Annotated in this window: 17 protein-coding genes and 1 pseudogene; 15 read left to right on the top strand and 3 right to left on the bottom strand. The window is 60.9% G+C overall.

Translation table 11 applies throughout. The features are described from left to right. Positions 1-43: 43 nt before the first annotated feature. The 5 genes from ACE3O2_RS11625 to ACE3O2_RS11605 all read left to right on the top strand — a co-directional run bounded on the left by ACE3O2_RS11625 (position 44) and on the right by ACE3O2_RS11605 (position 3,923). Entirely contained in the window at positions 44-280 is a 237-nt protein-coding gene (locus tag ACE3O2_RS11625; RefSeq protein ID WP_374338096.1) for a helix-hairpin-helix domain-containing protein, read from the top strand. After that, positions 277-951, top strand: coding sequence for a (d)CMP kinase (cmk, locus tag ACE3O2_RS11620; RefSeq protein WP_374337657.1), 675 nt, complete (start codon positions 277-279; stop codon positions 949-951). Before ACE3O2_RS11625 ends, cmk begins: the two co-directional genes overlap by 4 nt. Positions 952-1,113: 162 nt before the next feature. After that, complete coding sequence (gene rpsA / locus ACE3O2_RS11615; protein ID WP_168877637.1) at positions 1,114-2,790, top strand: 30S ribosomal protein S1; 1,677 nt, start codon at positions 1,114-1,116, stop codon at positions 2,788-2,790. Between the two features lie 81 nt (positions 2,791-2,871). Continuing rightward, positions 2,872-3,168: an integration host factor subunit beta gene (locus ACE3O2_RS11610; protein WP_168877143.1), complete on the top strand. Its 297-nt coding sequence runs from the start codon at positions 2,872-2,874 to the stop codon at positions 3,166-3,168. Positions 3,169-3,239: 71 nt separating this feature from the next. Beyond that, positions 3,240-3,923, top strand: a complete 684-nt coding sequence (locus ACE3O2_RS11605; protein WP_374337654.1) for a hypothetical protein — start codon at positions 3,240-3,242, stop codon at positions 3,921-3,923. Here ACE3O2_RS11605 and ACE3O2_RS11600 read toward each other — a convergent pair. Beyond that, positions 3,920-4,252, bottom strand: a complete 333-nt coding sequence (locus tag ACE3O2_RS11600; protein ID WP_168877141.1) for a hypothetical protein — start codon at positions 4,250-4,252, stop codon at positions 3,920-3,922. The genes ACE3O2_RS11605 and ACE3O2_RS11600 overlap by 4 nt on opposite strands. 88 nt (positions 4,253-4,340) lie before the next feature. On the opposite strand from ACE3O2_RS11600, the gene ACE3O2_RS11595 reads away from it, so the two are divergent. After that, positions 4,341-5,552: a sorbosone dehydrogenase family protein gene (locus ACE3O2_RS11595; protein ID WP_374337652.1), complete on the top strand. Its 1,212-nt coding sequence runs from the start codon at positions 4,341-4,343 to the stop codon at positions 5,550-5,552. Between the two features lie 76 nt (positions 5,553-5,628). On the opposite strand, the gene nemA is transcribed toward ACE3O2_RS11595, so the two are convergent. Together nemA and ACE3O2_RS11585 are read right to left on the bottom strand one after the other, a co-directional pair. Beyond that, complete coding sequence (gene nemA / locus ACE3O2_RS11590) at positions 5,629-6,720, bottom strand: N-ethylmaleimide reductase (protein ID WP_374337650.1); 1,092 nt, start codon at positions 6,718-6,720, stop codon at positions 5,629-5,631. A gap of 53 nt (positions 6,721-6,773) precedes the next feature. Then, on the bottom strand, positions 6,774-7,361 hold the full coding sequence (locus ACE3O2_RS11585) for a TetR/AcrR family transcriptional regulator (protein WP_374337648.1): 588 nt from the start codon (positions 7,359-7,361) through the stop codon (positions 6,774-6,776). Positions 7,362-7,457: 96 nt separating this feature from the next. Between ACE3O2_RS11585 and ACE3O2_RS11580 the strand changes: the two genes are divergently transcribed. From ACE3O2_RS11580 to ACE3O2_RS11540, 9 genes and pseudogenes are all read left to right on the top strand, one after another. Then, positions 7,458-7,838 (top strand): hypothetical protein, encoded by a 381-nt coding sequence (locus ACE3O2_RS11580; protein ID WP_374337645.1) that lies wholly within the window; start codon positions 7,458-7,460, stop codon positions 7,836-7,838. Between the two features lie 268 nt (positions 7,839-8,106). Next, positions 8,107-8,676, top strand: a pseudogene (locus ACE3O2_RS11575) (TetR/AcrR family transcriptional regulator); the annotation flags it as partial. Between the two features lie 193 nt (positions 8,677-8,869). Further along, a complete protein-coding gene (locus ACE3O2_RS11570; protein ID WP_374337643.1) occupies positions 8,870-11,245 on the top strand; it encodes a 3-hydroxyacyl-CoA dehydrogenase/enoyl-CoA hydratase family protein in 2,376 nt (791 codons plus the stop codon). 44 nt (positions 11,246-11,289) lie between these two features. Then, positions 11,290-12,489: an acetyl-CoA C-acyltransferase gene (locus ACE3O2_RS11565; RefSeq protein WP_374337641.1), complete on the top strand. Its 1,200-nt coding sequence runs from the start codon at positions 11,290-11,292 to the stop codon at positions 12,487-12,489. A gap of 94 nt (positions 12,490-12,583) precedes the next feature. Then, a complete protein-coding gene (locus ACE3O2_RS11560) occupies positions 12,584-13,414 on the top strand; it encodes a DMT family transporter (protein ID WP_374337639.1) in 831 nt (276 codons plus the stop codon). Positions 13,415-13,504: 90 nt separating this feature from the next. Beyond that, positions 13,505-14,359, top strand: a complete 855-nt coding sequence (locus tag ACE3O2_RS11555; protein WP_374337637.1) for a transglycosylase SLT domain-containing protein — start codon at positions 13,505-13,507, stop codon at positions 14,357-14,359. Between the two features lie 136 nt (positions 14,360-14,495). Beyond that, positions 14,496-16,163, top strand: a complete 1,668-nt coding sequence (gene ettA / locus ACE3O2_RS11550; protein ID WP_168877132.1) for an energy-dependent translational throttle protein EttA — start codon at positions 14,496-14,498, stop codon at positions 16,161-16,163. 59 nt (positions 16,164-16,222) lie between these two features. Next, positions 16,223-16,969 (top strand): 5'/3'-nucleotidase SurE, encoded by a 747-nt coding sequence (gene surE / locus ACE3O2_RS11545; protein ID WP_374337634.1) that lies wholly within the window; start codon positions 16,223-16,225, stop codon positions 16,967-16,969. After that, positions 16,966-17,622, top strand: a complete 657-nt coding sequence (locus tag ACE3O2_RS11540; RefSeq protein ID WP_374337632.1) for a protein-L-isoaspartate(D-aspartate) O-methyltransferase — start codon at positions 16,966-16,968, stop codon at positions 17,620-17,622. The genes surE and ACE3O2_RS11540 overlap by 4 nt, the downstream gene beginning before the upstream one ends. Positions 17,623-17,646: the final 24 nt, after the last annotated feature.

Genomic DNA, 17,646 nt, shown 5'->3' with positions numbered 1-17,646 from the left:
TGTCCCCCCGGCAAACCCTGTTGCGCTGAAAGCCTTGTAGGTCATCCCCGGGGTCGGACCGGCCTGTGCGCTGGACTTGTGGCAATTGGGTATCCATACGGTAGCCGACCTGCGCGGGCGGGATGCCGGGCAGCTGTATGAGGCCTTGTGCGTGCTGCAGGACTGCCGTGTGGACCGCTGCATGTTGTATGTATTTCGTTGTGCCATTTACTACGCCGAAACCGAACATCCGGAGCCGGCCAAGTTGAAATGGTGGTATTGGAAGGACACCCCGACATGACGTCGACGATTCCGGTAATTGCCATTGACGGCCCAACGGCCTCGGGCAAGGGCACGGTAGCGCAACGCGCCGCACAAGCCCTCGGTTTTCATTATCTGGATTCCGGTTCGCTATACCGGCTGGTCGCGCTGGTGGCCCTGAATCAGGAGATCCTGCTGGATGACGAGCCCAGGCTGACCGCAGTGGCGGCGACGCTGGATGTGCGCTTTGAGGGCGAGCATATCCTGCTGAGCGGGAGCGATGTGGCGCACGCCATACGACACGAGCGGGTAGGGATGGCCGCCAGCAAGCTCTCGGTGCTGGGGGGGGTGCGCCAGGCGCTGTTGCAGCGACAGCGCGATTTTCGCCAGCTGCCCGGGCTGGTGGCGGATGGCCGTGACATGGGCTCGGTGGTGTTTCCGGACGCCGGGCTGAAGATTTTTCTGACCGCCAGTGCCGAGATTCGGGCGGAACGACGGCATAAGCAGTTGATCAATAAGGGGAATGGTGCTAATCTGACGGATGTTCTACGGGACATCATGGACCGCGACGCGCGCGATAGCAGCCGAGCGGTAGCCCCGTTGAAGCACCATTCGGATTCGATGCTGCTCGATACATCCCATCTGACCATCGACGACGCTGTCGCCTTTGTGGTCCGGGCATACCGCTCATCAGAACCTCGACATGGCTAGGGTTTCGCCGCACCTGCGCACGGTCGCCTGACCGGGCTTGGGGGCGGTTTTTCAGGTGGCTGCACATGGGGTGCAGCCGGTGAGTAACGAACGAGCTGTCGCAAGATGGCTACTCAGGTAACAATCTCTATGTCTAACGTATCTACTGCTGCCATGGGCTCCATGGAAAGCTTCGCCGCCCTGTTCGAAGAAAGCCTGCAACGTCAGGAAATGCGCGCAGGTGAAGTGATCACCGCTGAAGTGGTGAGCGTGGACCACAACTTCGTGGTGGTGAACGCCGGTCTGAAGTCCGAATCGCTGATTCCGGTCGACGAATTCAAGGACGACAAGGGCGAGCTGACCGTCAAGCCGGGCGACTTCGTGCAGGTTGCCATTGATTCGCTGGAAAACGGCTACGGTGAAACCAAGCTGTCCCGCGACAAGGCCAAGCGCCTGGCAGCATGGCTGGATCTGGAAGTGGCTCTGGCTGAAAACAAGGTGATGAATGGCGTGATCAGCGGCAAGGTCAAGGGTGGCCTGACCGTGATGATCAACGGCATCCGTGCCTTCCTGCCGGGTTCGCTGGTCGACATTCGCCCGATCAAGGACACCACGCCGTTCGAAGGCAAGCCGATCGACTTCAAGGTCATCAAGCTGGATCGCAAGCGCAACAACGTGGTGGTTTCCCGCCGCGCTGTGCTGGAAGAAAGCCAAGGCGCAGAACGTCAGGCACTGCTGGCCAACCTGAAGGAAGGCGCAGTGGTCAAGGGTATCGTCAAGAACATCACCGACTACGGTGCGTTCGTTGACCTGGGTGGCATCGATGGTCTGCTGCACATCACCGATCTGGCATGGCGCCGCGTCAAGCACCCGTCCGAAGTGCTGACGGTGGGCGACGAAGTCGAAGCCAAGGTGCTGAAGTTCGATCAGGAGAAGAACCGCGTTTCGCTGGGTCTGAAGCAGCTGGGCGACGATCCGTGGATCGGTCTGTCCCGTCGCTACCCGCAAAGCACCCGTCTGTTCGGCAAGGTGACCAACCTGACCGACTACGGTGCATTTGTTGAGATCGAACAGGGTATCGAAGGTCTGGTGCACGTGTCCGAAATGGACTGGACCAACAAGAACGTTCACCCGTCCAAGGTGGTGTCGCTGGGCGACGAAGTCGAAGTCATGATCCTCGAGATCGACGAAGACCGCCGTCGTATCAGCCTGGGCATGAAGCAATGCATGTCCAACCCGTGGGACGATTTCGCCGCCACGTACAAGAAGGGCGACAAGATCAAGGGTACCATCAAGTCGATCACCGACTTCGGTATCTTCATTGGTCTGCCGGGTGGCATCGACGGTCTGGTACACCTGTCCGACCTGTCCTGGAGCCTGCCGGGCGAAGAGGCCGTTCGTTCCTTCAAGAAGGGCGACGAAGTGGAAGCCGTGGTGCTGTCGATCGACGTGGAGCGCGAGCGCATCTCCATGGGCATCAAGCAGCTGGACGGGGATCCGTTCAACAACTACATCGCCATCAACGACAAGGGTTCCGTGGTGAAGGGTACTGTGAAGTCCCTGGACGCCAAGGGTGCTGTTGTGGTCCTGGAAGGTGATGTGGAAGGCTACCTGCGTGCTACCGAAGTCTCCCGCGAACGCGTGGAAGATATCCGCTCGGTGCTGAAGGAAGGTGACGAAGTCGAAGCCATGATCATCAACGTTGATCGCAAGAACCGCTCGATCAACCTGTCGGTCAAGGCCAAGGACATGTCGGATGAGTCTGAAGCCATGAAGGCGCTGGAATCTTCCGGCACCGCTGGCACCACCAATCTGGGCGCACTGCTGAAGGCCAAACTCGACGGTCGCAACGCCGAGTAATCCAGCGCAATCACGCCGGACGCCCCGGCCTGCTCAGGCAGGCTGGGGCGCTTGATGCAGTACTTCCAGGACAGGGGCCACATGACGAAATCCGAGTTGATAGCCAAGCTCGCGATGCGTTATCCGCAACTGGTCGCCAAGGATGCCGAGTTGGCGGTCAAAGCGATCCTCGACACCATGGCTCAGGGCTTGGCCGAGGGCCAGCGCATCGAGATTCGTGGTTTTGGCAGTTTTGACCTGAACTACCGGCCGCCCCGTACGGGACGGAATCCGAAGTCGGGCAGCAAGGTGGAAGTGCCACCCAAATATGTCCCCCACTTCAAGGCGGGCAAGGAATTGCGTGAGCGCGTCGATAGCACGATAGCTCGGGAAGACTGAAGCCAGTCCATCCCGCATCAGAAGGCATGGTGAATTCACCATGCCTTTTTCTTTTCAGGATGTTTAGCCCTATGTGGTCAAGGCGTGCCCGATTTCTACCGTTTGAGCACTGGCCGCGCCACCGGCGCAGTGAGGCGGTGATTCAGCTGAAAAATCGCATGCGGCGCTACGCCGCCGACTATGGTGGACGCTTTGATAGTCTGTTTGCGCTGGATGAACCAGAGCCTGCAGCGGCGGGCTGCAGCTGGTTTGATTTCTATTTTCCGGGCAGCAATCGTTTCACGCTGTGGAATACGTCGCTGGTGACGGCGCGCGCCGCGTTTCAGGAGGAAGCCGGTCGGCTGGCGCGTGAACAAGCCTATGCGGCGTTAACGGCGGCTGAGCGGGAAGCCGAGCAACAGATCGAGTTTATTCCCGCGCTATTTTCCGATACCGGCAAGGTGTGGGCCTACGAAGCGGTTTCACCGCCCGAGCCACACTATGCTCGTTTTGAGGGGCGTACCTTGCACCAGCAGATGATGAAGCTCAAAGCAGACATCCTGCTCCATACGCCACCAGTGATCCATGAGTGCTTCCAGATACAGCCCGGCTATCGCTACGGCGTAGGGCTGAAAATGGTACTGGACGTGGATGTGATTGATCGGGCGGTGGTTGAATATGCCATTGACCGTTTTCTGGCGGTGGGGGAGTGCAATTGGCGGTCTGCGCAGCCTGTTCCGCTGGACCGCTTGCGCGCGCTGGATGAGCGGGCTTAGCGCAGGGTCATCAGTTCACGATAGCGGGTTTCGTCGAACAAGAAGTGCGACGACGTGTCGTCGTCAATGCAGACACAATCCACGGTGATCTTGACGTAGCGGCCCAGCCGCCGCCAGATGGCTGAGCTCAAGCGCTTGGCAAACAGGCTCTCGGTTTCAAAAGCCGGCAGGTTGGCTTCAGAAGACGCCGTCAGGATGAAGGCCCCTTGCCACGGCTTGCGGCTCAACTGCTCTGGCCGCATCCAGTACTGGCGAATGGCATCCAGCGCACGATGGCACTCCAGTTCACTCAAGGGTGCCAAGGTCAGGGTGATGCGATAGCTGTTCATATAGCCTCCGCTTCAATGTTAGCATGCTGGCATTTCCGCACACCAGATGCAGGCTGAAGGTCTGCAACAACCTATTATGGAGCGTGACATGCGTGCAACACGAGTGGCCGTATTGCTGGCGGCAGCTTTCTTGTCTCCTGCAGTCTGGGCCGACAAGTATCCGACCAACGGCGAGTGTGACGGGTTCCCCAAGATCGACGTTGCGACCCCCAAAGGTTTTTGCGTCGGCCTGATCGCGGATGACTTCAAATTCCCGCGCGGCCTGCTCCCCTTGCCGGGCGGGGATCTGCTGGTGGTCGATATGCGCAGCTGGGATCCGAACAAAGGTAGCTTGTGGCGCATGCAGCGTAATGGCAAGCAGTGGAGCAAGAGCCAGCTCTTCAGCAAGCTGGACCGGCCCAACGGTTTGGCATTGGGGCCGGACGGTATGGTCTATCTGGGTGTGGTCGGTGGCGTGATGCGGTTCGACCCCAAAGCTGCGCAGCCTGCGCTGCAGGCCGTGATTGGTGGCGACTCGGGTATTGAGCCGCTGCAAGGCACCGGTCGTCACCCCTTAGTCAGCCTGCTGTTCGATGCAGAAGGGCAACTGCTGGTCAACGTTGGTTCGGCATCGGATAACTGTGACAAGGCCAATGGCCCCAGCTGCGCGGAAGCCGAGGGCGAGCAAGCGCGTGGCGTGGTGCGTCGCTACCGCTTCGACAAGCCCGGCGGCAAGGTGACCGGCTGGAGTATCTACGCACGCGGCTTGCGCAACTCCATGGCCTTGGCACTGCACAGCAGTGGCAGCATCTGGCAAGGCGAGAACAGCCGCGATGCCATCAACAAGAAAATCAATCTGCCGGATAACAATGATAACGACCTGCCGCACGATGAAATCAACCGGCTGACCGCGGGCAGCAGCCACGGCTGGCCCTACTGCTATGACATGAACGTCAACGCGCCGGAGTTTCCCAAATACGACTGCCGCAAGCAGCAAGCACCGGTGGTGCTGCTACCGGGCCACGCTGCGCCGCTGGGCATGACCTTCTACACCGCCAAGCAATTCCCGGCTCCGTGGCAAGGCCGCTTGCTGGTGGGCTTTCACGGCTACCGCGACAATGGCCACCGTGTGGTGGCCTATGATGTGGCTGCAGACGGCACCCCCCAAGGCAAACCCATCCCGCTGATCGAGGGTTGGGGGCCGAAAGATACGCAACCGATGGGTGCGCCAGTCGATGTGCGGGTGGGGGCGGACGGCGCGGTGTACATCAGCGAAGACCGCAATGGTACGGTGTTGCGGCTGGTATATCGGGGCGGATGAGTGCCAGGTTAGGCAGACGTGAGAAATCTTTTAAGGCGTGACGGAAATGAAAGCATTTCTGTCACGCCCAGTTGTCTTACAGCGCCGGGTAATCGGTATACCCTTCGGCACCGCCGCCGTATAGCGTTTCGGCCCGCAGCGGGTTGAGTGTGGCGCCGGCCTGGAAGCGGGCAGGCAGGTCTGGGTTGGCGATGAAGCTGCGACCAAAGGCGACCGCGTCGATCAGGCCGCTCTGGATCAGCTGGTCGGCATCGTCCGCCTGATAGCCACCGGAACCGATGATGACACCGGGGAAGCGCTCACGCAGGCCCTTGCGGAACGCCTCGCTCAGCTCCGGTGCACCACCCCAGTCGGGTTCGGACAGGTGCAGGTAAGCGATACCGCGCTTGGCAAAGGCTTCGGCCAGATAGTAGGCCATGCTGTCCGCTTCGCTATCCTGGGTGTCATTGAACAGACCATGTGGCGAAATGCGAATGCCCACATGCTTGGCATCCCAGCTGGCGATCACCGCATCCAGCACTTCCAGTACCAGGCGCGCGCGGTTTTCGATGGAACCGCCATATGCATCGCTACGCTGGTTACTTTCCGTGGCGAGAAACTGGTTCAGCAGGTAGCCATTGGCGGCATGGATTTCCACCATGTCGAAACCCGCGGCGCGGGCGCGCTCGGTGGCCTGTGCATAGTCTTCAACCAGCGCTGGCAGCTCTGCGGTTTCCAGCGCACGCGGCAGGCTGGTCGGCACACGCTCCAGTTGCCCTGCCGCATTACGGATGGTGGTGTTGCTGTCGGCCTGAATGGCGGATGGGGCGACGGGGGCGGCACCGCCCGGTTGCAGCGAGGTGTGCGAAATGCGGCCCACATGCCACAGCTGCAGCGCAATCTTGCCACCTGCCTGGTGTACGGCATCGGTTACATCCTTCCAGGCGTGGACTTGGGCGTCATTGTAGATGCCCGGTGCCCCGGCGTAGCCTTTGCCCTGCGGGGAGATGTGGGTGGCTTCGGAAACGATCAGGCCTGCACTGGCGCGCTGGGCATAGTATTCCGCCATCAGTGGCGTCGGCAGGTCGCCGGGATCCGTATTGCGCAAGCGGGTCAGTGGAGCCATCAGTACGCGGTTGTTCGCGGTTACGGCACCGATTTGCAGGGGGGTCAACAGTTTGTCCAGCATGGTCATGCCCTTTGTGTTAATTAGACCGGTCGTCTAGTTTTCGACGAAAAAAATCAGGGGGCCTGCAGCAGCAGGCGGGTTTGTTGTAAAGCGAGTTGCAATGGCAAGAGGCTGCGCTGTACCTTGCTCAGCAAGGCACTGCCCACCCACAGGCTGTACAGGGAGGCGGCCAGCTCGGGTGCGGCCTGTGCCGTTGTAATGGAGCCTTCCTGTTGGCCTTGAATAATGCAGTCGGCAATGAGCCCGCAAACCCCATGCATGCCTTCAGCCAGGGCTTCCCGCATCGGCTCAGAAAGATCGGCCACTTCGCCGGAGAGTTTGACAGCGAGGCAGCCACCACCGCTGCAATCGGCTTGATGGTTGGCGACCCACTGCTGGTAATAGCCCAGCAGGCGCTCATGGGCGGTGCCTTCCTCGCGAGTCAGCCTTTGGCGTAGCAGGGCCAGATACTCGGCGAAGTAGCGTTGCAGCATGGCCACCCCAAACGCTTCCTTGGAGGCGAAGTAGTGGTAGAACGACCCCTTGGGTACCTCTGCGGTACCCAGGATTTCAGCCAGACCCACCGCAGAGAAGCCGCGGCCCAGAATGATCTGGGACCCGGTGTCCAGCAGGTGGTTGCGGGTGTCGATGTGGCGGCTCATGGGGTGCAATATACTAGACCGGTCGTCTAGTTGTCAAGGATCATGCGCCAGTCAGCCACTGCTGGCATACTGCAGATCATGATCCAGCCTGAAAGCATGCGCATGTTGGTCCTGTTTGATCTGGCGGCCGTGGTGATTCTATTGATAGGCGTGGCCCATTCCTGGCTGGGTGAGCGCTACTTGCTGCAGCGGCTGGCGCGGCTGGACAATTTGCCACGCCTGTACGGTGGCACGGCGTATACCATGACCTTGCTGCGCTTTGCCTGGCATATCACCACCCTGGCCTGGCTCGGCTTGGCTGGGGTGCTGGTCCTGTTGGCTCGCCCCACCTTTTCTCCCGAGCAGATCGGGCGTGTGGTGGGGCTTTGCTTTCTGCTGCAGTTCGCGGTGTCCCTGTGGGGGTCGCGCGGCAAACACCTTTCCTGGCTGGGGTTTCTGTTGGTGGGTGTGCTGGCCCTGTTGGCCTCTAGCCTGTGAGGCGAGGCGCGCGCTAAGCCCTGCCTGTCCTTCTGTCCGGGTATGACCGATTGTCAGCTGTAACCTTGTGTTGCAGTGCACGGTCTATACTGTTTGCATCCCTGTGAACGAATATTTACCAAGCGAGCGCTTGACAAAATAAAGCCTCAAACGTATGTTTCAAACAACCGTTTGCTTGATGAGGCTTGACCGCGTGCGTGCTGGGACAGGAACTGACCGGAAAAGTGGTGCCACACCGGCAGCTTCGACTGCAGATACGGTGCAACGCATGCTGGATGCCGCCGAGGTATTGTTCGCGGAGCATGGCTTTGCCGGTACCTCGCTGCGGATGATCACCCAGCGGGCGTCAGTCAACCTGGCTTCGGTGAATTACCACTTCGGCTCCAAGGAAGCCTTGCTGCAAGAAGTGTTCAGTCGCCGGTTGGACCCGTTGGTGCAGCAATGCTGCCAGCGCTTGTTGCAGCAGCAGGCTGCCGGGCCGGTCCCGGTGGCGAGCGCGATGGCCATCTTTCTGGAGACGGCGCAGCAGCAGGTCTGGACCCGGGGGCGGGACGGTGGGCGGTTTGTCCGCTTGCTGTCGCGGGCTTTCATTGAGCCGCATCCTGCGCTGCAAGGGATGCTGCCCAAGCATTTTGCACCGCTGGTGATGGCGTACAAGACGGTGCTGCGTGAAGCGCTGCCGCAGCTGGATGAAGCCACCTTGATGTGGCGCCTGCACCTGGCGTTTGGCACCTTGTTCCACGCCTTGGCTGGCAATGATGCGCTGCAGATGGTCGCCCGCTGCGAAACGGTGGATGCCGACGATCAGCGCATGGTGATGCAGCAGATATTACCTTTCCTCTCCGGCGGGATGCAGGCTGGGGCAGGTTGAACGACATCAGGCCGATTGCCTGGGGCAGTCGGCCAGACGGTGCGTGTCTCCGCGCACCAAGCGAGCTTTGCAGTCTGGAGAAACGGCTTGCCGGTGTAACTGGCAAGTGGTGGGTGCCGCAGGGTGCCCTACAATCGAGCGTAGATACACAGGAGCAAGCATGGCCACGTCCAAGAATTTCTATGTCCGCAAGGCGGCGGTGCTCGGCGCGGGTGTGATGGGGGCGCAGATTGCCGCCCATCTCGCCAATGCGGGCGTCGAGTCGGTGCTGTTTGATTTGCCCGCGAAAGAGGGCGACAAGAGTGCCATCGCCAAAAAGGCGATCGACAACCTGAAGAAGCTGAACCCGGCCCCCTTGTCGGTGGCCGGCAAGGCTCAGCTGATCACCCCGGCCAACTACGAAGAGCATATGGACCTGCTCAAGGAGTGTGATCTGGTGATCGAGGCGATCGCCGAGCGCATGGACTGGAAGCTGGACCTGTACCACAAGGTTGCTCCTTTCCTCGGCGCGCAGACCATTTTTGCCTCCAACACCTCTGGCCTGTCGATCAACAAGCTGGCTGAGGCGCTGCCGGATTCGATGCGCAGCCACTTCTGCGGCATCCACTTCTTCAACCCGCCGCGCTACATGACGCTGGTGGAAATCATCCCGGCCACCAGTAGCGATGCAACGATGCTGGACAATCTGGAATCCTTCCTCACCACCACCCTGGGCAAGGGCGTGGTGCGAGCCAAGGACACACCGAACTTCGTGGCCAACCGCATCGGCGTGTTCTCCATGCTGGCGACCATTGCCAACGCGGCCAAGTATGGTATCCGTTTTGACGTGGTGGATGACCTGACTGGAACCCGGCTGGGTCGCGCCAAGTCGGCGACCTTCCGTACGGCAGACGTGGTGGGGCTGGATACCTTTGCCCACGTGGTCAAGACCATGAAGGATAGCCTGCCGAGCGACCCGTGGCATCCGCACTACGATATCCCGGCCTGGCTGCAAAAGCTGATTGAGGCCGGTGCGCTGGGTCAGAAGACCAAGGCCGGTATCTACAAGAAGGTCGGCAAGGACATTCAGGTGCTTGACCCGGTGAGCGGCGAGTACGTGGCGTCTGGCGAAAAGGCCGACGAGTCGGTGAAAGAGATCCTCAAGATCAAGAACCCGGCCGAGAAATTTGCCGCACTGCGCGCCAGCAGCCACCCGCAAGCCCAGTTCCTGTGGGCCTGCTTTGCCGATGTGTTCCAGTACATCGCCTGCCATCTGGCGGATATCGCCAACAATGCACGCGATGTGGATCTGGCCATCCGTTGGGGCTTTGGCTGGAGTGTCGGGCCGTTTGAAACCTGGCAAGCGGCAGGCTGGCAGCAAGTGGCGGGCTGGCTGGCAGAAGACATCGCGGCAGGTAAGACCCTGTCCAGCGCGCCGCTGCCGGCGTGGGTCAATGATGGCCGCCAGGGGGTTCACAGCAGCGAAGGCTCGTACTCTGCGGCGACCAACAGCCTGCAAGCCCGCTCCAGCCTTCCGGTCTATCAGCGTCAACTGGCACCGGCTGCATTGGTGGGTGAGAACAGCAAGCTGGGTGAAACCGTTTACGAAAATGATGGTGTGCGTGCCTGGAGCACCGGTGACGATGTGCTGGTAGTGTCGTTCAAGTCCAAGATGAACACCATCGGCAGTGCGGTGATTGACGGTGTGAACGCAGCGCTGGATCTGGCCGAGCAGCACTACAAGGCGCTGGTGATCTGGCAGACCGAAGAGCCCTTCTCGGCGGGTGCGGACCTGAAGGACATGGCACCGGCCTTCATGTCGGGCGACTTCGCTGCCATTGAAGCTTCGATTGACCGCTTCCAGCAGACCGCCATGCGTCTGCGTTACTCCAGCGTGCCGGTGGTGGCTGCCGTACGTGGCCTGGCGCTGGGCGGCGGCTGCGAGTTCACCATGCACGCCAACAAGGCGGTGGCTGCCCTGGAAACCTATATCGGCCTGGTGGAAATTGGCGTTGGCCTGCTGCCGGGCGGCGGTGGCTGCAAGGAGGCTGCGCTGCGCGCCGCGGTGGACGCCAAGGGCAACGACCTGCTGCCGTTCCTGAAAAACTACTTCCAGAATATCGCCATGGCCAATGTGGCGAAAAGCGCGGAAGAAGCCAAGGAGCTGGGCCTGCTGAAGGCGAGCGACACCATCGTCTTCAATGCCTACGAGCTACTGTATGTGGCCAAGCAAGAAGCGCTGGCGATGGCTGCCGCAGGCTTCCGCCCGCCGGCCAAACTGCAGGGATTCCCGGTCGCCGGTCGTACTGGCGCGGCCACCATCAAGGGCATGCTGGTCAACATGAAGGAAGGTGGCTTCATCAGCGAGTATGACTACTTCCTGGCCTCCACCATCGCAGAAGTGGTGTGCGGTGGCGACGTGGAAAGCGGTACGCTGGTTGATGAGCAATGGATTCTCAATCTGGAGCGCAAGGCATTCGTGATGCTGTTGCAACAGGAAAAGTCGCAAGCGCGGATTTTCAACATGCTGCAAACCGGCAAGCCGCTGCGTAATTGATCGCTGCCCCTTTTGCGCACAGAAACGAATTCGGAGACATACACATGAAACAGATTCAGGAAGCCTATATCGTTGCCGCGACGCGGACCCCGGTAGGCAAGGCACCGCGCGGCATGATGAAGCATGTCCGCCCGGACGACATGTTGGCCCACGTCATCAAGGGTTCGCTGGCCCAGGTGCCCAATCTGGACCCCAAGCTGATTGAAGATGTGATCGTCGGTTGTGCCATGCCGGAAGGCGAGCAGGGCATGAACGTGGCCCGTATCGGCCTGCTGCTGGCGGGCCTGCCGATCAGCGTGGGCGGCGTCACCATCAACCGCTTCTGCTCTTCCGGCATTAATGCTGTCGCCATGGCTGCAGACCGCATCCGCCTGGGCGAAGCCGATGTGATGATTGCTGCCGGTACCGAGAGCATGTCCATGGTGCCGATGATGGGCAACAAGGTGGCCTTGAACCCGGCCATGTTCCAGGACGAGAACGTGGCGATTGCCTACGGCATGGGTCTGACCGCCGAGAAGGTGGCCAACCAGTGGAACATCAGCCGCGATGTGCAGGATGCCTTTGCACTGGCCTCGCATCAGAAAGCATTGGCCGCCATTGAGGCCGGTGAGTTCAAGGGCGAAATCACCCCGCTCGAGGTGGTGAACCGTACCGCCAACCTGGCAAGCGGCGAAGTGATCAGCAAGACCCGCGTGCTGGATACCGATGAAGGCCCGCGTGCCGATACCACGCTGGAAGGCCTCGGCAAGCTGAAGACGGTGTTTGCGGCCAAGGGTAGTGTCACCGCCGGTAACAGTTCGCAGATGTCGGACGGTGCGGGTGCCGTGATTCTGGTGAGTGAAAAAATCCTCAAGCAGTTCAACCTGACCCCGCTGGCACGTTATGTGACCTTCGCAGTCAAGGGTGTACCGCCGGAAATCATGGGGATTGGCCCGAAAGAAGCCATCCCGGCTGCACTGAAGCTGGCGGGCCTGCATCAGGACGATCTGTCGTGGATCGAACTGAACGAAGCCTTTGCCGCCCAGGCGCTGGCCGTGATGGGCGATCTGGGGCTGGACGCCAGCAAGGTCAACCCGCTGGGTGGGGCCATTGCGCTGGGCCACCCGCTGGGCGCCACCGGTGCCATCCGTACCGCTACGTTGGTGCATGGCATGCGCCGTCGCGGCATGGCCGGGCAATATGGCATGGTGACCATGTGTATTGGTACCGGCATGGGTGCGGCAGGCATTATCCAGGCCCTGTAATCGCGGTATTTGGCAAACAAAGAGGCGGCCTACTTGGCCGCCTTTCTGTTTGCGGCATGCGGGAGGGGCAGGCTACCATCGCCGCATGCGTGACATGAATCATTACCGGAACCTGCTGGCCTTGCATGGCGCGGTTCTGTTGTTCGGGCTGGCAGCAGTTGCCGGTAAATACCTGAATCTGCCTGCCGTGCTGCTGGTTGCCGGTCGCAGCGGCTTTGCTGCGCTGGCGCTGTGGGGCTGGCTGCGCTTTACCCGAGCCGGTTTGGGTTCAGGCTGGCATCGGGATGTGCTGGGCTGTGGCCTGCTGTTAGCCATTCACTGGTGGACATTCTTCCAGTCCATTTTGCTGGGTAGTGTGGCGACCGGGCTATTGGGCTGGGCCAGCTACCCCTTGTTTGTCGCTATGCTCGAGCCATGGTGCTTTGGCGAATCTCGCCGGGCGGGCGACCTTTGGCGTGCAGCACTGGTTGGTGCGGGCATCGCAGTGGTGGCAACCGAGCGCACGACCCAGGTCTCCTTGATGGGACTGGCCTGGGGCGTCGCATCTGGCCTCAGTTTTGCCGGACTGACTTTGGCAAACCGTCGCCTCTCCACCCGCTTGCAACCGGCGCAGCTGGCCTTCTGGCAGAATGCCGGCGCCGCGCTGTGGATGCTGCCATGGCTGCATATTCCGGCCAGCATGGGCAATGGGCAATGGCTGGGGTTGATGGCCCTGGGGGTGGGCTGCACCGCGTTGGCGCATAGTCTGTTCATGTTCTGTCTGCGGCAATTGCCCGCCCGTCTGGTGAGTGTGACGGCGGCGCTGGAAGTGGTTTATGGTGTACTGCTGGCTGCTTGGCTATTACATGAATGGCCGAGTTTGCAGGTGCTCGCGGGCATGGCCCTGATTCTGGTCGCCACGGTATGGGCGACCCGGCGGCGATAGATGGTGCTCGCCCGCGTGACGATCGTTAACAGTCTGTTGACAGGCTTTCTGCTATAAAGCGACTCTACCCTGAGTGAAATGAGCTTGCCCGTGCGACGATCTCTGCCCCTGATTGCAACATGCCTGCTGCTGGTGGGCAGGGTTGCGCTCGCGGATACGGCAGAGGTGGAAACCGTGCAGACGCAAACCTGGCTGGCCGAAGCGGCCAAGCTGGAGCAGCGCGATCCCTGGCAGGCTGCAGTGCGTTACTGTGGCGGGGCACGCCAAGGCTCTACCGAATCACAGTACCGGCTGGCCATGCTGTATGCCTTTGGTCAGGGCGTGCCTGAAGACCGTGATGCCGCCGCCTCGCTGCTGGCCTTGGCGGCGCAGCAGGGTCACCAGCAGGCGGTCAACATGCTGGAAACTATTCATTACAGCTCGGACAAGCTGCCCGAGTGCGTGCTGGCTGATGTACAGCCTGCCCATGCCCCGGTGACCAACAGCGCCTCCCTGAACGATGTGATCGCCAGCTTGCCGAAACAGCGGCGCTGGATTGTCGACATGGTGCAGCAGGTGGCGCGCTGGAATGATGTGGACCCCCGCTTTGCACTGAGTATTGTCACCGTCGAATCCCGCTTTCAGCCGCACGCCCGCTCGGGTGCCAATGCCATGGGCCTGATGCAGTTGATCCCGGCCACCGCCGAGCGTTTCAACGTCAAGGATGCGTTTGACGCCAGTCAGAACGTCAAGGGCGGGGTGCGTTACCTGCGCTGGTTGCTGGACCGCTATCATGGTGATGTGGCAATGGCCGCCGCCGCCTACAATGCAGGCGAGGGCGCGGTGGATCGCTACAAGGGCATTCCGCCCTACAAGGAAACCCAGCAATATGTGAAGCGGGTGCTGCAGTATTATCCCTACCGCACCCACGCGCGGGACGCCGCCCGCCACACCACCCAGATGTAATTCGCATACACGCCCGCGCATTCCGGCAGCTTTTTTGCCGAGGTGCGCTGTGTTCCCGCCTCCGGTTTGATAAACTTCGGGAGTTTGCCGCCACGGCATGTGGCGGCGTGTGATCAGACTCCTTTCCGGATGACGCATGGCTCAATACGTTTTCACCATGAACCGCGTGGGCAAGATTGTTCCGCCCAAGCGCCAGATTATCAAAGACATCTCCCTGTCGTTTTTCCCTGGGGCCAAAATCGGCCTGCTCGGCCTGAATGGCTCCGGCAAATCCACCGTGCTGAAGATCATGGCCGGGGTGGACAAGGATATCGAAGGCGAAGCCACACCGATGCCGGGCATCAAGATTGGCTATCTGCCGCAAGAGCCGGAGCTGGACCCGGCCAAGACAGTGCGGGAAGAGGTCGAATCCGGCATGGGGGAAGTGTTTGACGCCCAGAAGCGGCTGGACGAAGTCTACGCCGCCTATGCGGACCCGGATGCGGACTTCGACAAGCTGGCCGAAGAGCAGGCTCGGCTGGAAGCCATCATTGCCGCCGGTGCAGGCGACAACGCCGAGCTGCAACTGGAAATCGCAGCGGATGCGCTGCGCCTGCCGCCGTGGGATGCCGTGATTGGTCACCTCTCTGGTGGTGAGAAGCGCCGGGTGGCGCTGTGCAAGCTGCTGCTGAGCAAACCGGACATGCTGCTGCTGGATGAACCGACCAACCACCTGGATGCCGAATCGGTGGATTGGCTGGAGCAATTCCTAGTGCGCTTCCCCGGTACCGTGGTAGCGGTGACCCACGACCGCTACTTCCTCGACAATGCCGCTGAGTGGATTCTGGAACTGGACCGTGGCCACGGCATTCCGTGGAAGGGTAACTACTCCAGCTGGCTGGAGCAGAAGGAAAACCGCCTGAAGCAGGAAGAGTCCTCCGAGTCCGCTCGCCAGAAAGCGCTGAAGCAGGAGCTGGAGTGGGTTCGGCAAAACCCGAAGGGGCGCCAGGCCAAATCCAAGGCACGTATTGCCCGCTTTGAAGAACTGAACTCGGTGGAGTACCAGAAGCGGAATGAAACGCAGGAAATCTTCATTCCGGTGGCGGATCGCCTTGGCAATGAAGTGATCGAATTCACCAACGTGTCCAAAGCATTTGGTGACCGCCTGCTGATCGACGACCTCAGCTTCAAGATCCCGGCGGGTGCCATTGTCGGCATCATCGGCCCGAACGGTGCTGGTAAATCCACGCTGTTCCGCATGATCTCCGGCCAGGAGCAGCCGGATAGCGGTGAGGTGAAGATCGGGCCGACCGTGAAGATGGCCTTTGTTGACCAGAGCCGTGGCGCCATGGACAACAGCAAGACGGTGTTTGAGGAAATCTCCGGTGGCCGTGATGTGCTACAGGTCGGTCGCTACGAAACCCCGTCCCGCGCCTACATTGGCCGCTTCAACTTCAAAGGCGGTGACCAGCAGAAGATTGTCGGTAACCTGTCCGGTGGCGAGCGTGGCCGCCTGCACATGGCCAAGACCCTGATTGCCGGGGGCAACGTGCTGCTGCTGGACGAGCCCTCCAACGATCTGGACGTGGAAACCTTGCGGGCGCTGGAGGATGCACTGCTGGAGTTTGCCGGCAGCGTGATGGTGATCTCGCACGATCGCTGGTTCCTCGACCGGATTGCGACCCACATCCTGGCCTGCGAGGGGGATTCCAAGTGGGTGTTCTTTGACGGCAACTATCAGGAATACGAGGCCGACAAGAAGCGTCGCCTGGGTGAAGAGGGTGCCAAGCCGAAGCGGATCCGCTACAAGCCGATCAGCCGCTGAGCAGGGCAGGGGGCCGCGCCAACCGTGGCCCGCAGGGAAAAACGAAAACAAAGCACAATATGCGTTTTCTACTCAGCAATGACGATGGTTATTTTGCGCCGGGCCTGGCGCATCTGGCCCAGGCTTTGCAAACCATCGGTGAAGTGGTGGTGGTTGCCCCCGAGCGGGACCGCAGCGGCGCCAGCAATTCCTTGACACTGGATCGGCCCCTCTCCTTGCGGCGGGCGGCCTCCGGATTTCAGTACGTCAACGGCACGCCTACCGACTGCGTCCATCTGGCGCTGACCGGCCTGATGGCAGATGCCATGCCGGACATGGTGATTTCCGGCATCAACCACGGTGCCAATATGGGGGACGATACCCTGTATTCCGGTACGGTTGCAGCGGCGACCGAAGGCTACCTGCTGGGTGTGCCTGCCATCGCGATGTCGCTGGCCAGCCGCGGGGGGGCACATTTTGAAACCGCGGCACGGGTTGCGCTGGAACTGGTGCAGCGCTGGCAAGCCTCGCCGTGGCCGGAGCGTCGGCTACTGAACGTGAATGTGCCGGATGTACCCTATGCCGATCTGAAGGGCATGACGTTGGCCCGCCTGGGGCGTCGCCACAAGGCCGAGCCGGTGATTCCGGCGAAGAACCCGCGTGGTGAGACCATCTACTGGGTCGGTCCGCCTGGAGCCGAGCAGGAAAACGGGCCTGGCACCGATTTTCATGCCGTGGCGCAGGGCATGGTGTCGGTCACGCCGCTGCAGATTGATTTGACGGCAAGCAGTCAGCTGGATGAGGTACGCGGGTGGTTACAGGCATGAACAAGACCCCCACCGGTATCGGCATGACCTCACCCCGCACCCGGCTGCGGATGATCGAGCGCTTGCGCCAGCAGGGTATCAATGACGAAGTGGTACTGTCGGTGATGAGTGAACTGCCGCGCCACCAGTTTGTCGAAGAAGCGCTGATGAGCCGTGCATACGATGATGTGTCCCTGCCGATCGGCTTTGGGCAGACCATTTCGCAGCCCTATATCGTGGCGCGCATGACCAGTCTGCTGCGTAATGGGGGCAAGCTGGGCAAGGTGCTGGAGATCGGTACCGGCTGTGGTTACCAGACTACAGTGCTGGCGAAACTGGCGCGGGAGGTGTACTCGGTGGAGCGTATTGCGCCGCTGCTGGACCGTACCCGCACCCGCTTGCGCGAGTTCCGCTTTACCCACGTCCGGCTCAAACATGCCGATGGGCATCTGGGTTTGCTGGAAGCAGCACCGTTTGACGCCATCCTGATGACGGCTGCGGCCAGTCATGTACCGGCTGAGCTGTTGGCGCAACTGGCGCCGGGGGGGCGGTTGGTCATGCCCGTCGGCGTGGCCGAGCAGCGGCTGTGCTGTATTGACATGACCGACAATGGCCCGCAGCAGACGCTGCTGGAGCCGGTCAAATTTGTACCCTTGCTGGCGGGTCTGGGTTGACCTTGCCGCATTGAGCATTTGGAG

The sequence above is a fragment of the Leeia sp. genome, from assembly GCF_041909055.1.
GTDB lineage: Bacteria > Pseudomonadota > Gammaproteobacteria > Burkholderiales > Leeiaceae > Leeia > Leeia aquatica.
The sequence above is the reverse complement of the archived record's forward strand: the minus strand, read 5'-3'. Positions and strand labels throughout refer to the sequence as shown.